Raw genomic sequence first — 14043 nt, 5'->3', positions numbered from 1 at the left:
TGGGTCGTCGGACGGACGGACGGACCGCCGGCGGACCGGATCAGCCGACGGGGGCCAGCAGACCGGGGTGGTCGACCGACGACGAGCCGACCTCGGGGCCGACCTCGTGGTGCAGCAGGCGCGCGGCGATCTCGTCGCTGAGGCCGGCGATGCCCTGCACCAGGTCGTCGTCGCCCTCGGTCTCGGGGTCGAGCCAGTCGTCCATGACGTCGGTGCCGACGAGCACCGGCATGCGGTCGTGCACCTCGGACACCGGACCCGAGGAGGCGCGGGTCAACACGGTCGTCGACAACAGCCACCGAGACGGGGCGCCCACCTCGGCCGACGGGTCTCGCCACCACTCGTAGAGCGCGCCGAACAGCACCACCTCGTCGTCGGGCAGCCGCACGAGGACGGGGCGCTTCGAGCCGCCGGGCAGGGTCTGCCACTCGTACCACCCGGTGGCCGGGACCAGGCCGCGGCGCGAGACCACGGCGTCGCGGAACGACGGCTTCTCGGCGACCGACTCGGACCGCGCGTTGAACAGCGGGGGACCGGAGTCGGGCCCTGCCGAGCCACCGGGCACGAGACCCCACCGCGCCGCGGCGAGCCGTCGGACCGGCGGGCCGCCGGCGTCCTCGCCCCGAGGAGCCGCGTCGACGAGCAGACTCACCGGCCGGGTCGGAGCGATATTCCAGGAAGGCTCTGGGAGAGTGTCTCCTGATACATCGACGTCGAACAGGGCCACCAGGTCGCTCGAGGCGCGTGCCATCACGAATCGTCCGCACATGCGATCCATTCTGGTGGCAGCCGCCGACATCCGGTGACCGCCACCTCGGTCCCCCTTCCGACGTCATCGCACCGTGCCCGACCCCGTCGAGGCATCGCCACGAAACGGAGAAACGTTGCTCGTCACCGACGTCAATGACGCACTGCCCGGGGGTTCACCGCTGCTGAGGAACGAGCCGGTCCAGGCTCGCAGTTCCGCGCGGCTCACCGGGCTGCTCGACGCGGCCGCGGCCATCATCGACGAGATCGGCTACGAGCGTCTGACGACGGCCATGGTCGCCGAGCGGGCGGGCGCCTCGATCGGCACGGTCTACCGCTACTTCCCCGACCGCATCGCCGTCGTCGACGCGCTCGCCCTGCGTTCCGTCCAGCGTCTGACCGTCCGGGTCGACGAGGCCGTGTCCGACGACGCCGTCACCGACTGGCGTCGTGCCGTCGACCTGTTCGTCGACGCCAAGGCCGAGATGTACCGCAGCGAGCCCGGTTTCCGGGCCATCCGCTTCGGCGACGCACCCGACGTGCGCACGCCCGAGACGCGCCAGTACACGAGCCCCCTGGCCGAGCAGCTGCTCGCCGTGCTCGTCGACCACTGCTCGGTGCCGCGCACCGACGAGCTCGAGCTGGGCCTCCAGGTGGCGGTCGAGATCGCCAACGCCCTGCTGGCGCGCGCCTTCATCGACGATGTCGAGGGCGACGGCCGCTTCGTCGACCAGTGCCGCACGGTCCTGACGGGCTACCTCGAGCCCCTCGTCGGCGCGCACTGACCTCGTCGGCCGCGTGACGGCCGGCGTCGGGGGCCCCGGCGGGGTCGATGACGCTTCGTCGGGATCTGTGGTTGGGTGAACGCCCTGGCAAGTGTCGATTCGTGCTGCCCACGAGGAATGAGCCACCCATGATCGAGTTCCGTTCCGTGACGAAGCAGTACCCCGACGGCACCCTGGCGGTGGACGACTTCAGCCTGGTGATCCCGTCCCGGAAGACCACGGTCTTCGTCGGGTCGAGCGGCTGCGGCAAGACGACGATCCTGCGGATGATCAACCGCATGGTCGACCCGACCTCCGGTGTCATCGAGATCGACGGCAAGTCGATCGGCGACCTCGAGCCCGTCGGGCTCCGCCGCAGCATCGGCTACGTCATGCAGAACTCCGGTCTCCTTCCGCATCGCAAGGTCGTCGACAACATCGCGACCGTCCCCGTCCTCAAGGGCACGTCGAAGAAGGTCGCCCGTGACCGCGCCCTCGAGCTCATGGACACGGTCGGTCTCGACCGTGACCTGGCCCAGCGCTACCCGAGCCAGCTGTCCGGTGGGCAGCAACAGCGGGTCGGCGTGGCCCGTGGCCTCGCCGTCGACCCGAACATCCTGCTCATGGACGAGCCCTTCGGTGCCGTCGATCCGCTCGTCCGGTCCGACCTGCAGCAAGAGCTCATCCGGTTGCAGCGCGAACTCGACAAGACCGTCGTCTTCGTCACGCACGACATCGACGAGGCCTTCTACCTCGGCGACCAGGTCGTGATCCTCGAGAAGGGCGGCCAGATCGCCCAGCAGGGCAGCCCCGCCGAGATCCTCTCGGCACCCGCCACCGACTTCGTCGCCGAGTTCATCGGAGCCAACCGGGGCAAGCGTGCCCTCCACGTCGAGCAGACGCCGACCGGGCAGGTGGTGGTGGACGGCGACGGGCGCACCGCCGGGGTGCTGACCGAGTCGGTCCGAGGTGGGCAGGCGTCGTGAACTGGATCTGGTCCAACAGCGACTACATCCTCGACAAGACGATCGTGCACCTCGGCCTGAGCGTGCCGCCGGTCATCCTGGCGTTCGTCATCTCGCTGCCCATCGGCTGGTTCGCGAACCGGTACCGGGTGTCGAGGGGGATACTCACGGTCGCCGGTCTGTTCTACGCGATTCCGTCCTTGCCCCTCCTCATCGCCCTGCCGGTGGTCTTCGGCACCTCGCTGCGGAGTCCCGTCAACATCGTCATCGGCCTCACCCTCTACGGCATCGCCCTCATGGTCCGATCGGTGGCCGACGCCCTCGCCGCCGTCGAGGCCGACGTCACGCAGTCGGCGACGGCCGTGGGCTACTCGTCCTGGCAACGGTTCTGGAGGGTCGAGTTCCCCCTGGCGGGTCCGGTCATGCTCGCCGGTCTGCGGGTCGTCGTGGTGAGCACGGTCAGCCTCGCCACGGTCGGAGGGGTGCTCGGCGTCAACGGTCTGGGACTCCTCTTCATCGACGGCTTCCAGCGCGACATCACCGCCGAGATCGTGGCGGGGATCGTGCTCACCATCGTCATGGCCCTCGTGCTGGACTTCCTGCTCGTGCTCCTCGGGCGGGTCCTCATGCCCTGGAGCCGCAAGGACGCCAAGATCAAGCCCGTCGCTCCCGTCCCGGCCCGCCAGAAGGTCGTGCTGCCGTGAACTTCTTCGTCGAGGCGTTCGCCTGGCTCGCGGACCCGATCCACTGGACGGGTGCCGACGGCATCCCCACGAGGCTGGGCCAGCACCTCTGGTACAGCGCCCTCTCGGTGGTGATCGCCTCGGTGATCGCCGTTCCCGTCGGGTACCTCATCGGACACACCGGCCGTGGTCGCTCGATCGCCGTCTCGATCTCGGGCGGCGCGCGTGCCCTGCCCTCCTTCGGCGTCATCACCCTGATCGCCCTGTCCGTCGGCATCGGCCTCACCGCGCCGATCATCTCGTTCGTCATCCTGGCGATCCCGTCGGTGCTCGCCGGTGCCTACTCGGGGTTCGAGGCCGTCGACCGCAAGACCGTCGACGCCGCACGGGCCGTCGGCATGACCGAGTGGCAGATCATGACCAAGGTCGAGATGCCCCTCGGCCTGCCCCTGTTGATCGGCGGCATCCGGTCCGCCGTCCTCCAGGTCGTCGCGACGGCGACCCTCGCCACCTTCGTCGGCGCGGGCGGTCTCGGCAGCTACATCATCACGGGCCTCCGGGCGAACGACTACCCGAAGATGCTGGCGGGCTCCATCCTCGTCATCGCCCTCGCGGTCGTCCTCGAGATCCTCTTCTCGATCGTCCAGCGCCTCGTCGTCCCCGCCGGGGTCACGGCCGGGCGCCCCACCGACATCCGCTCCAGGGCCGTCCGGCCCGGGGCGGTCACGGCAACACCCCTCACGAAAGGCACACAGTGATCACAGCGAACAAGAAAGGCCGGCTCACCGTTCTCGGCGCGGTCGCGATCGGGGCCATGGTGGCCCTGGCAGGGTGCGCGTCGAGCGACCCGCTGAGCTCCGGCGACTCGTCGGCGTCGAGCGACGGCGACACGCTCGTCATCGGCTCGCAGCAGTACTACTCGAACGAGATCATCGCCGAGCTGTACGCCCAGGCCCTCGAGGCCAAGGGCTATACGGTCGACCGTCAGTACCAGATCGGTCAGCGCGAGGTCTACCTGCCCGAGCTCGAGTCCGGCAAGATCGACGTCTTCCCCGAGTACACCGGCAACCTGTTGCAGTACTACGACAAAGACGAGACCGCCAAGTCGCCTGAAGAGGTCGAGACGGCCCTCGCCGCCGCGTTGCCCTCCGGTCTGACCGCGCTGAAGGCCGCTGCTGCGTCCGACCAGGACAGCTACAACGTGACGAAGGAGTTCTCCGAGGACAACGACATCACGAGCCTGGCCGACCTCAAGGACTACTCCGGCACGCTGACGTTGGGTGCTCCGCCCGAGAACGCCGAACGTCCCTACGGCCCTCCCGGGTTGAAGAGCATCTACGGTGTCGACGTCACCTCGACGCCGATCGACGACGGCGGTGGCCCGTTGACGGTCAAGGCCCTGACCGACGGCAGCGTCCAGCTGGCCGACATCTACACGGCCAGCCCGTTGATCGCCGAGAACGACCTCGTCACCCTGGAAGACCCCGAGAACATGATCCTGCCGCAGAACGTGGTGCCGATCGTGTCCGACAAGGTCGACTCCGACGCGCAGGACGTCATCGACAGCGTCGACGAGGTCCTGAGCGCCTCCGACCTGCAGAAGCTCAACTCGAAGAGCCAGACCGACAAGGAGTCCTCGGCCACCATCGCCAAGGACTACCTGACCGAGAAGGGCCTGCTCGACAGCTAGGCCCCCTCGTCGAGAGCCCCGTTCCGTCCGCGGAACGGGGCTCTCCGTCGTCCGGGCCCCGCCCGGAGGGCGACCCCGAGGAGGCGCGGGTCAGGACGTCCCGTCGCCCGCGTCCCCGTCGGGGCGTGTCATGTGGCGCTCCTCGCGGTGGTGCAGGACCTTCTTCACGACGACGACCAGCAGGACGAACGCGACGATGATGCCGACGAAGACGTACCCGGCCTGGTGCAGTCGGTCCGCCAGCTCGCGGTAGCCGCCCGCGGCCGCCGCGCCGACGGAGACGTAGGCGAGGGCCCAGAGGAGGCAGGCGGGGGCCGTCCAGGTGAGGAACGTCCGGTAGCGCATGGGGCTCGTGCCCACCGTCAACGGGATGAGCGAGTGCAGAACCGGCAGGAACCTCGAGACGAAGACGGCGATGCCGCCCCGTCGCGCGAGGTAGTTCTCGGCCCGGACCCAGTTCGCCTCGCCGAGGCGTCGTCCGAGCGCGCTCGCGCGGATCCTCGGTCCGAAGAACCGGCCGAGGGCGAACCCGATGCTCTCGCCCACCAGGGCGCCGAGGACGAGGGCGACCACGAGCGCACCGAACTCGAAGGGTGACCCCACCGCCGTGGCCGACACGATCGCCACCGTGTCGCCCGGCACGATCAGGCCGAGCAGCACCGACGTCTCGAGCACCATGGCGATGCCGGCCAGCACCGTCCTCAGCACGGGATCGACGGACTGCACCAGGTCGAGCAGGGTCGTCAGCACGTCGTTCACCCGCCCGAGCCTATTCACAGCGAGTGCACGGCGCCCGGGTGCCCTAAACGACAGGTGTCGTTCATCTCCGGATCTAGGCTCGACACGTCCCGACGGAGCGACGCACGACCACCACCACCATCCGAGGGAGAAGGCACATCCCGATGAACGAGCTGCTCGACCCGCTGCTGTTGTCCCGCTGGCAGTTCGGGCTCACCACGATCTACCACTTCCTGTTCGTGCCCCTCACGATCGGCATGGCCTTCACGGTGGCGGTCTTCCAGACGGCCTGGGTGCGCACCGGCCGCGTCCACTACCTGCAGCTGACCCAGTTCTTCGGCAAGATCTTCCTGATCAACTTCGCCATGGGCGTCGTGACCGGCATCGTCCAGGAGTTCCAGTTCGGCATGAACTGGTCCGACTACTCGCGGTTCGTCGGCGACGTGTTCGGCGCCCCGCTCGCGCTCGAGGGCCTGCTCGCGTTCTTCCTCGAGGCGACCTTCATCGGCATCTGGATCTTCGGCTGGGACAAGGTGCCGCCGAAGCTCCACCTGCTGAGCATCTGGGGTGCGACGGTCGGCAGCATCCTCTCGGCGTACTTCATCATCGCCGCGAACGCCTTCATGCAGAACCCGGTCGGCTACGACATCAACGAGGAGAAGGGGCGGGCCGAGCTCACGAGCATCTGGGAGGTGCTGACCAACAAGGTCGCCCTCGCCGCGTTCCCGCACACGATCTTCGCCTGCTTCATGGTCTCGGCCGCGGTCATCGTCGCCGTCGCCGCCTGGCACCTCTCGCGCAACCAGCACCTCGAGACGATGCGACCGGCCCTGCGGTTCGGTCTCTGGACGATGGTGGCCGCCGGCGCGCTCACCTTCATCACGGGCGACCAGCTGGGTCTCGCCATGGTCGAGACCCAGCCGATGAAGATGGCGGCCGCGGAGGCCCTGTACAAGACCAGCACCGGCGCCGACGCCTCGTTCTCGATCTTCACCCTGGGCACGCCCGACGGGGTGCACGAGCTCTTCAGCATCCGGGTGCCGTACCTGCTGTCGTTCCTGTCGACGCACACCTTCGACGGCACGGTCGAGGGCATCAACGACCTCCAGGCGCAGTACGTGCAGCTCTACGGTCCGGGGGACTACACCCCGATCATCTGGGTCACCTACTGGTCCTTCCGCTGGATGATGGGCCTCGGCATGGTCAGCGTGCTCGTCTCGCTCGTCGGCCTCTGGATCACCCGCAAAGGACGCCTGCCGCAGAACAGGTGGGTCTGGCGGGCCGCGGTCTTCAGCTACCCGATGCCCCTCCTCGCCATGATCGTCGGCTGGGTCTTCACCGAGATGGGTCGACAGCCCTGGCTCGTCTTCGGGCTGCTGAAGACCGAGGACGGCGTCTCGCCGGGCGTCACCGGCCTGACGGTGCTCATCTCGCTCGTCGCCTTCACGCTGATCTACGGCACGCTCGCGGTCGTCGAGTTCAAGCTCATCGTCAGGGCCGCCCAGAAGGGTCCGGCCGACGCCCCCGAGCCCGACCCCGTGTCGGGCGAGATCCGCCACGAGGCGACGGTCTACTGATGCCCACCACCCCCACCGAACCGATGCGAGAAAGGCTCTGACCATGGACCTCCCCACCCTCTGGTTCGTGATCCTCGGGTTCTTCTTCGTCGGCTACTTCGTGCTCGACGGCTTCGACTTCGGGGTCGGCATGTCCCTGCCCTTCCTCGGTCGCGACGACACCGACCGGCGCGTGCTGATCAACACCATCGGTCCGGTCTGGGACCTCAACGAGACCTGGGTCATCGTCGCCGGTGCGTTCCTGTTCGCGGCCTTCCCCGAGTGGTACGCCACGCTGTTCAGCGGCTTCTACCTCCTGATGCTGCTCATCCTGCTGGCCCTGATCGCGCGGGGCGTCTCGTTCGAGTACCGCCACCAGCGTCCCGAGTCCTCGTGGAAGCGCCGCTTCGACCTCATGATCGTCGTCGGCTCGGCCGTGCCGGCGTTCGTCTGGGGGCTGGTGTTCGCTAACGTCGTGCAGGGCGTGCCGCTCGACGAGGGGCACAACTACACCGGGACGTTGGTCGACCTGTTGAACCCCTACGCCCTGCTGGGCGGTCTCACGACCCTGCTGCTCTTCTTCACGCACGGCGTCGTGTTCGTCACGCTCAAGACCGAGGGGGCGATCCGTGACCGGGCCCGGCGCCTGGCCACCCGCGCGGGGCTCGTGACGATCGTCGTCGCGGCGTCCTTCCTGGTCCTGACCTCGCTGATGCACGGGACCCTCGCCTCGGTGGTCCTCTCGGCCGGGGCCGCCGTCAGCCTGATCGCCTCGTTCGTCGCGAACCTGCGCGGTCGCGAGGGCCGGTCCTTCGGCCTCATGGCCCTCACGATCGCCCTGGCGGTGTCGAGCCTGTTCGCCGCGCTCTTCCCCTGGGTGATGCCGGCGAGCAACGATCCGGCGAACGGTCTCACGATCGCCAACGCGTCGAGCTCGACCTACACCCTGACGATCATGAGCTGGGTGGCCCTCGTCTTCGTCCCGCTCATCCTCGGCTACCAGGGCTTCACCTACTGGATCTTCCGCAAGCGGATCACCCGGGCGACCATCCCGGCCGCGCACTGAGGCGACGTCCGTGAAGCCGCTCGACCCGCGCCTCCTGCGCTACGCCTCCGCCGCCCGGGTGTTCCTGGGGCTCGGTGCCGTGCTCGGCCTCGCGCAGACCCTCGCGATCGTCGCCGTGGCCTGGTTCACCACGACGGCCGTGGTCCAGGTCGTCGACGGGCGCGTCTCCGGTCTCTCGACCACCCTGCTGGGGCTCGGAGTCTCGGTGGCGGCACGATCGCTCGTCGCCTGGGCCCTCGAGGTGACGGCCGCGCGGGCCGCGGCGCAGGTCAAGAGCCAGCTGCGGGCCCGGGTCGTCCGCGCGGTCGCCGACCGGGGGCGCGCCTGGGTCGACCGCCACTCCTCGGCGCGCGTCGCGACGCTCGTCGGCCCCGGGCTCGACGCCCTCGACGAGTACTTCGCGCGCTACCTGCCGCAGCTGGTGCTGACGGCCCTGGCGACGCCGCTGCTGATCGTCGTCATGGCGCTCCACGACTGGTTGTCGGCCCTGATCGTCGTGCTGACCCTGCCGTTGATCCCCGTCTTCATGGTCCTGATCGGGTGGACCACGCGGGCCGCCCAGACCCGGCAGTGGGACCGCCTGACGCGCCTCGCCTCGTCGTTCGCCGACGCCGTGGGCGGGGCGTCGACGCTCAAGGCCTTCGGTCGCGAGCGGCGCCAGGTCGAGCGGATCGGTCGCATCACCGACGACTACCGGGTCGAGACGGTCACGGTGCTGCGCGTGTCGTTCCTCAGCGGCTTCGTGCTCGAGCTCGCGGCGTCGCTGTCCGTCGCACTCGTCGCCGTGTCCATCGGCATCCGGCTCGTCGAGGGGTCGCTGGGGCTGACCGCCGGGCTGTTCGTGCTGTTGCTCACCCCCGAGGCCTACCTGCCCCTGCGCCAGGTCGGAGCCAACTACCACGCCGCGGCCGACGGGGTCGCGGCGGCGGACGACGTCTTCGAGCTGCTGGACGACGAGGACGGCGACGTCACGCCCCGGTCGTCCCGGGCGACGACCGACGCCGATCCGGCCGCGGCCCTCACCGAGGCCGACGCGCTCGTCGTCGACCGGGTGTCGGTCGGCCGAGGAGGGGCGGTGCGGCTGGCCGAGACCTCCTTCGTCGCCGAGACGGGTCGCGTCACCGCGGTCGTCGGACCGAGCGGTGCCGGGAAGTCCACCCTGCTCGACGCCGTGCTGGGGCTCGAGCCGTGCGAGGGACGCGCCGTCTGGCGCTCGTCGGGCCGCGCGCCCGCCCGCCACGAGATCGCCTGGTCGGGCCAGTCCGCCCAGTTGTCGTCCGGCACCGTCGCCGAGAACGTCGGCCTCGGCGACGAGGACGGGCCCGACACCGAGGCCGTCGTCCGCGCCCTCGACCTGGCCGGCGCGGCCGGCCTCGACCCGGCGCTCGTGCTCGGGGCCGGCGGCGAGGGACTGTCCGGCGGCCAGGCGCAGCGGGTGTCGGTGGCCCGGGCGCTGTACCGGCTCGACCGGGTCGGGGCGCGCCTCCTGCTGGTCGACGAGCCCTCGTCCGCCCTCGACCGGGTCACCGAGGCCCGGGTCGTCGAGGGCCTCCGTCGCATCGCGGCCACGGGCGTCGCCGTGGTCGTCGTCACGCACCGCCGCGCCGTGAGCGACGCGGCCGACGTCGTCGTCCCGATCGGAGGCCCCTCGTGACCCGCTCGTTGCTCCGCACGGCTCAGCCCGCCGGACGCCGCGCCGCCCCCGGCCTGGTCTTCGGGTCGCTGAGCGCCCTCTCGGCGGTGGCCTTGCTCGCGGCGTCGGCATACCTCATCACGCGGGCCGCCGAGCAGCCGCCGATCCTCTACCTCTCGCTCGCCGTCGTGGGCGTCCGCGCGTTCGCCCTGACCCGCGCGGTCTTCCGCTACCTCGAACGGCTGTCGAGCCACGACGCGGCCTTCCGTCAGCTGGCCGTGGTCCGCACCGAGCTCTACCGCCGACTGATCCGCGTGGCCCCGGCGGGTCTCGGCCGCACCGATCGCGGCGACCTGCTGGCGCGCGTCGTCGGTGACGTCGACGCCCTGCAGGACCTTCCCCTCCGGGTCGTGCAGCCGCTCGTGGTGTCGGGCCTGACCTCGGTCGTCGCGGTGGTCGGCGTCGCCCTCGTGTCGCCGATGGCGGCGGTCGTCCTGGCAGGCGCACTCGTCATCGCGTTCGTCGTCGGCTGCGTCGCCGCGGACCGGCTCGCCCGCCGCAGTGAACGCACCCTCGCCGACCGGCGGGGGGCGCTCTCGGCTGCCGTCGTCGACCTCGTGCAGAACCTCGACGTGCTCGTCGCGTTCGAGGCGGTGGACCGTCAGCTCGCCCGGGTCGCTCGACTCGACGACGACCTGCGCCGCGCCTCCTCGCGTCGGGCCCTGACCGGGGGCGTGGTCGCCGCCGTGCTCTCGGCGCTGTCGGGTGCCGCCGTGTTCGCGACGATCCCCGTCGTGGCGCCCGACGTCGCCTCGGGCGGGCTGACCGGTCCCGCCTTCGCGCTGGTCGCCCTCGTGCCCCTCGCCGTCTTCGAGGTCGTCGGTGCCGTCCCGACGGCCGTGCTGGCCTGGCGTCGCGTGCGGGCGAGCGGTGACCGCGTCGACTCGGCGGTGCCGGTCGACGTGCCGGCCGGCGTCGTCGACGACGACCACGTGTCCGGTGGGGCGGACGTCACCGCCTCCGACCCTCTCCGAGCCCACGGGCCCGCCGTGCCGGCCTCCGTGCCCGCGCTTCGCCTGCGGGGAGTCTCGGCGACCTGGCCGGGGGCGGCGGGCCCCGCGCTCCGCGGCGTCGACCTCGACGTGGCCGTCGGCGACCGCCTCGTGGTCGAGGGGCCGAGCGGCGCCGGCAAGACCACGCTGGCGTGGGTGCTGGCCCGCTTCGTCGAGCACACGGGTCGCTACGAGGTCGGGGGAGTCGACACGGCGATCCTCGCCCCGGCCGCCGTCCGGGCCACGGTCGGCCTGATCGAGCAGACGCCCTACCTCTTCGACGAGTCCCTGCGGCAGAACCTGCTCTTCGCCCGCGACACGGCCACCGACGACGACCTGCTCGCGGTCCTGGACCGCGTCGGGCTGGGCCGCTGGGCCGCCGAGCGCGGCGGGCTCGACGCACCGGTGGGCGAGCGCGGCGTCCTCGTCTCGGGTGGTCAGGCCCAGCGCATCTCGCTCGCGCGTGCCCTCCTGCGGGGGTTCCCGGTGCTCGTGCTCGACGAGCCGACGGCCGGACTCGACGCCGAGACCTCCCGTCGGCTCGTGCACGACGTCCTGACCGCCGCCCGCGACGACGGCTCGACGGTCGTCGTGATCTCGCACGTCGAGGTGCCGGCCGAGCTGGTGACGCGGCGCGTGCGCCTCGAGGCGGGCCGCCTCGGCGAGGTCGAGGTGGGCTCCGAGGTCGGGTCCGAGGTCACGCCCGACGACGGGGCCGGCGCCTGACGCGTCGAGGCACCGATCGCGGCCCGGTGGGGGTCAGCCGTCGACCGGTCGTCGCAGGCGGTCGAGTCGGCCGCGCCAGAGCGCCAGGCGCCCCGGCTCCTCGGCGGGTGCCGGGCCGTCGATCCAGCCGGTGACGATGCGGATGCCGTGCAGTGCGCCGAGGCCCCAGACCTCGAACCCGTCGAGCTCGTCCGGCCGGGTGCGGTCGTGCAGCACGTCGACGCCGAGGACGGCGGCCAGCGTCGTCAGGCTGCGGACCGTGACGCCCGGGAGGCGCGCCAGGTCGTCCGACGGGAGGCAGAGGGCGTCCCCGCGCCACCAGACGATCGAGCTCCAGGCGCCTTCGACGACGTGTCCCTCGGGCGAGAGCAGCACGGCCTCGTCGGCCCCTCGGGACCGCGCCTCGGAGACGAGCGAGCCGAGGGCGGCGAGGTCGGGCCCCTTGACCGTCGGTCGCGTGCGGGGGTCCCGGTCGGCCGTGGCGAGGACGACCGAGCGGTGGCGCGGGGGAGCGGGACGGAGGCGCAGCCGCAGCCGTGCCCGGTCGCCGTCCTCGGCTCCGTCGCCTGCGACGAGCTCGACGCGGGGGAACCAGGCTCCCGTCCGGGGGAGGACCGCGAGGGCCGCCGTCCAGAACGCCGACACCTCGTCCGCGTCGGGCGCCCCGGGCACCTCGGCGACCGACCCGGCGAACCGGTCGCGGTGCACGTCGAGGGCCAGCACCGAGCCGTCGTCGACCAGCCACGAGTCCGCCACGAGGAGGCGCGGGTCGGCGTCCGCCGCCCCTCCGCCCCCGCGCGTCGCCAGCTCGTCGCCCTGCCAGACGTGCAGCACGTCACCACCCGGCCGCTCGCCACTCATCGGGTCGGGTCTCCGCTCATAGGATCAAGGGTATGCGTCCCGCGGTCGTCCGTTCCTCCCTGCCGTGGCGCGACCCCGAGGCCGTCGTCCGGCACCTGGCCGCGACCGGCGACGTGGTCTGGCGCGACGCGGGGGTGGGCGCCGTTCGGGGCCGGTCCGTCGTTGGGTTCGGCCCGGCGTGGACGGGCGACGTCCGCGACGGCGGCGCCGACCGGCTCTGGCAGGCGGTGCGTGACGACCTGGTCGACGTCGAGCCCGACAGCCATCCCCTCGGTTGGGCCGGCTGGCTCGGCTACGGCTTCGGCTGCCGGCTGCTCGACCGCGACGCCACCGAGGGGCACCGGCGGGCAGCCACCGCCTCCACCGTCGCCGCCGACGGGGACCCCGCCGACCTCGCCCTGCTCGACGTCGACCGTGCCCTGGTCTTCGACCACGCCGCACGCTCGGTCGAGGCCGTCGCGCGGGCCGGCGACCCGTGGGCGTCCTCCCTGGTCGAGACCTGGGCCGACGTGCCGCCCGAGCCTCCGGTGCCCGGGCCGACCCGCGCCTCCTCGGGGGGCGCCGCCCCGCCCATCGCCCGCTGGCGGCACCGCCCCGACGAGTACCTCGACCTGATCGAGGGGTGTCGGCGGGCCATCGCGGCCGGCGAGGCGTACCAGCTCTGCCTGACCACGGCCGTCGACGTCGTGGGGCCGGTGGACGCGCTCGAGGCCTTCGCGCGCCTCCGTCGGTCCTCGCCGGCGCCGCACGCGTCGTTCGTGCGCATCGGCGACGTGGCCGTCGTCGGGGCGTCGCCCGAGTCGTTCGTCGAGGTGACGGCCGACGGCCGGGTGTCGTCGGCGCCGATCAAGGGCACGCGACGCCGCGGGTCGGGCGCCGACGACACGGTGCTCGCGCGCGAGCTCGTCGAGAGCGAGAAGGAGCGCGCCGAGAACGTCATGATCGTCGACCTGGTCCGCAACGACCTCGCCCGGGTGGCCCTGCTCGGCACGGTCGAGGTGTCCGAGCTGCTCGCCGTGCACTCGTACGAGCACGTCCACCAGCTCGTCAGCACGGTGCGGGCCCGTCTCGGGGCGGGGTGCACCGCGGCCGACGTCGTCGAGGCGGCCTTCCCCGCCGGGTCGATGACCGGTGCCCCGAAGCGACGGGCCGTCGAACTGCTCGCCGACCTCGAAGGAGCGCCCCGGGGGATCTACTCGGGTGCGACCGGCTGGCTCGGGCGCGACGGCTCGGCGAGCCTGGCGATGACCATCCGCTCGATCGTCGTGCACGGGGCCCGGGCGGCGGGTGCGGGACGGCCCGTGCGACCGGCGGGTGCTCGCGTCGGGGTGGGCGGCGGCATCACCATCTCGTCGGTGCCGGTCGACGAACGCGACGAGGTCGAGCTGAAGGCGGCGGCCCTGCTCGCCGTGCTCGGCGTCCGTACCGCCGACGGGGCCCCGGTCCGCATGTCGTGACGGCGCGTGCCGTTCGGTAGCCTTGGCGAGGATCGCCGAGCCCGGCGCACGTCGCCGTGCCCTCGCACGGACGGTCCGCCCCCACCGCACCGACTGCCAGCAGTG

The 14043-nt window shown here is 71.7% G+C and carries 13 protein-coding genes; 10 read left to right on the top strand and 3 right to left on the bottom strand.

Annotated features, from left to right (window positions below; genetic code table 11):
* Positions 1-40: 40 nt before the first annotated feature.
* Positions 41-769 carry an SOS response-associated peptidase gene (locus tag EDF21_RS02700; protein ID WP_158612837.1) on the bottom strand — a complete coding sequence of 243 codons (729 nt, stop codon included), beginning with the start codon at positions 767-769 and terminating at the stop codon, positions 41-43.
* A gap of 115 nt (positions 770-884) precedes the next feature.
* On the opposite strand from EDF21_RS02700, the gene EDF21_RS02695 reads away from it, so the two are divergent.
* The 5 genes from EDF21_RS02695 to EDF21_RS02675 all read left to right on the top strand — a co-directional run bounded on the left by EDF21_RS02695 (position 885) and on the right by EDF21_RS02675 (position 4849).
* Entirely contained in the window at positions 885-1532 is a 648-nt protein-coding gene (locus EDF21_RS02695; protein WP_123570198.1) for a TetR/AcrR family transcriptional regulator, read from the top strand.
* A 128-nt stretch (positions 1533-1660) separates the two neighbouring features.
* Positions 1661-2497 carry an ABC transporter ATP-binding protein gene (locus EDF21_RS02690; protein WP_056045726.1) on the top strand — a complete coding sequence of 279 codons (837 nt, stop codon included), beginning with the start codon at positions 1661-1663 and terminating at the stop codon, positions 2495-2497.
* On the top strand, positions 2494-3180 hold the full coding sequence (locus EDF21_RS02685; protein ID WP_123570197.1) for an ABC transporter permease: 687 nt from the start codon (positions 2494-2496) through the stop codon (positions 3178-3180). Before EDF21_RS02690 ends, EDF21_RS02685 begins: the two co-directional genes overlap by 4 nt.
* Positions 3177-3917, top strand: a complete 741-nt coding sequence (locus EDF21_RS02680; RefSeq protein ID WP_056045720.1) for an ABC transporter permease — start codon at positions 3177-3179, stop codon at positions 3915-3917. Before EDF21_RS02685 ends, EDF21_RS02680 begins: the two co-directional genes overlap by 4 nt.
* Positions 3914-4849 carry an ABC transporter substrate-binding protein gene (locus tag EDF21_RS02675; protein ID WP_233568333.1) on the top strand — a complete coding sequence of 312 codons (936 nt, stop codon included), beginning with the start codon at positions 3914-3916 and terminating at the stop codon, positions 4847-4849. The genes EDF21_RS02680 and EDF21_RS02675 overlap by 4 nt, the downstream gene beginning before the upstream one ends.
* 90 nt (positions 4850-4939) lie before the next feature.
* Here EDF21_RS02675 and EDF21_RS02670 read toward each other — a convergent pair whose 3' ends face one another.
* Entirely contained in the window at positions 4940-5608 is a 669-nt protein-coding gene (locus tag EDF21_RS02670) for a DedA family protein (RefSeq protein ID WP_123570196.1), read from the bottom strand.
* A gap of 143 nt (positions 5609-5751) precedes the next feature.
* Here EDF21_RS02670 and EDF21_RS02665 point away from each other — a divergent pair, with 143 nt between their 5' ends.
* From EDF21_RS02665 to cydC, 4 genes are read left to right on the top strand one after another with little or no spacing between them, the layout of a single operon-like run.
* Positions 5752-7164, top strand: a complete 1413-nt coding sequence (locus EDF21_RS02665; protein WP_123570195.1) for a cytochrome ubiquinol oxidase subunit I — start codon at positions 5752-5754, stop codon at positions 7162-7164.
* A gap of 43 nt (positions 7165-7207) precedes the next feature.
* Positions 7208-8209 carry a cytochrome d ubiquinol oxidase subunit II gene (gene cydB / locus EDF21_RS02660; protein WP_056045711.1) on the top strand — a complete coding sequence of 334 codons (1002 nt, stop codon included), beginning with the start codon at positions 7208-7210 and terminating at the stop codon, positions 8207-8209.
* A 10-nt stretch (positions 8210-8219) separates the two neighbouring features.
* Positions 8220-9863, top strand: a complete 1644-nt coding sequence (cydD, locus tag EDF21_RS02655) for a thiol reductant ABC exporter subunit CydD (RefSeq protein ID WP_123570194.1) — start codon at positions 8220-8222, stop codon at positions 9861-9863.
* Complete coding sequence (gene cydC, locus EDF21_RS02650; protein ID WP_123570193.1) at positions 9860-11620, top strand: thiol reductant ABC exporter subunit CydC; 1761 nt, start codon at positions 9860-9862, stop codon at positions 11618-11620. The genes cydD and cydC overlap by 4 nt, the downstream gene beginning before the upstream one ends.
* A 33-nt stretch (positions 11621-11653) precedes the next feature.
* Here cydC and EDF21_RS02645 read toward each other — a convergent pair whose 3' ends face one another.
* Positions 11654-12481 carry an aminotransferase class IV gene (locus tag EDF21_RS02645; RefSeq protein WP_123570192.1) on the bottom strand — a complete coding sequence of 276 codons (828 nt, stop codon included), beginning with the start codon at positions 12479-12481 and terminating at the stop codon, positions 11654-11656.
* A 32-nt stretch (positions 12482-12513) separates the two neighbouring features.
* Between EDF21_RS02645 and EDF21_RS02640 the strand changes: the two genes are divergently transcribed.
* The gene (locus EDF21_RS02640; RefSeq protein ID WP_123570191.1) at positions 12514-13938 is read left to right on the top strand and encodes an anthranilate synthase component I family protein; all 1425 of its coding nucleotides are present in this window, start codon (positions 12514-12516) and stop codon (positions 13936-13938) included.
* The last annotated feature ends 105 nt before the right edge of the window (positions 13939-14043 follow it).

This window comes from Frigoribacterium sp. PhB118 (assembly GCF_003751725.1).
GTDB lineage: Bacteria > Actinomycetota > Actinomycetes > Actinomycetales > Microbacteriaceae > Frigoribacterium.
The sequence above is the reverse complement of the archived record's forward strand: the minus strand, read 5'-3'. Positions and strand labels throughout refer to the sequence as shown.

Excerpts from the sequence above, each read along its gene's own strand:
- EDF21_RS02700 (WP_158612837.1), bottom strand. The coding sequence starts at position 769 with ATGTGCGGACGATTCGTGATGGCACGCGCCTCGAGCGACCTGGTGGCC.
- EDF21_RS02690 (WP_056045726.1), top strand. The coding sequence starts at position 1,661 with ATGATCGAGTTCCGTTCCGTGACGAAGCAGTACCCCGACGGCACCCTG.
- EDF21_RS02665 (WP_123570195.1), top strand. The coding sequence starts at position 5,752 with ATGAACGAGCTGCTCGACCCGCTGCTGTTGTCCCGCTGGCAGTTCGGG.
- cydB (WP_056045711.1), top strand. The coding sequence starts at position 7,208 with ATGGACCTCCCCACCCTCTGGTTCGTGATCCTCGGGTTCTTCTTCGTC.
- EDF21_RS02645 (WP_123570192.1), bottom strand. The coding sequence starts at position 12,481 with ATGAGTGGCGAGCGGCCGGGTGGTGACGTGCTGCACGTCTGGCAGGGC.
- EDF21_RS02640 (WP_123570191.1), top strand. The coding sequence starts at position 12,514 with ATGCGTCCCGCGGTCGTCCGTTCCTCCCTGCCGTGGCGCGACCCCGAG.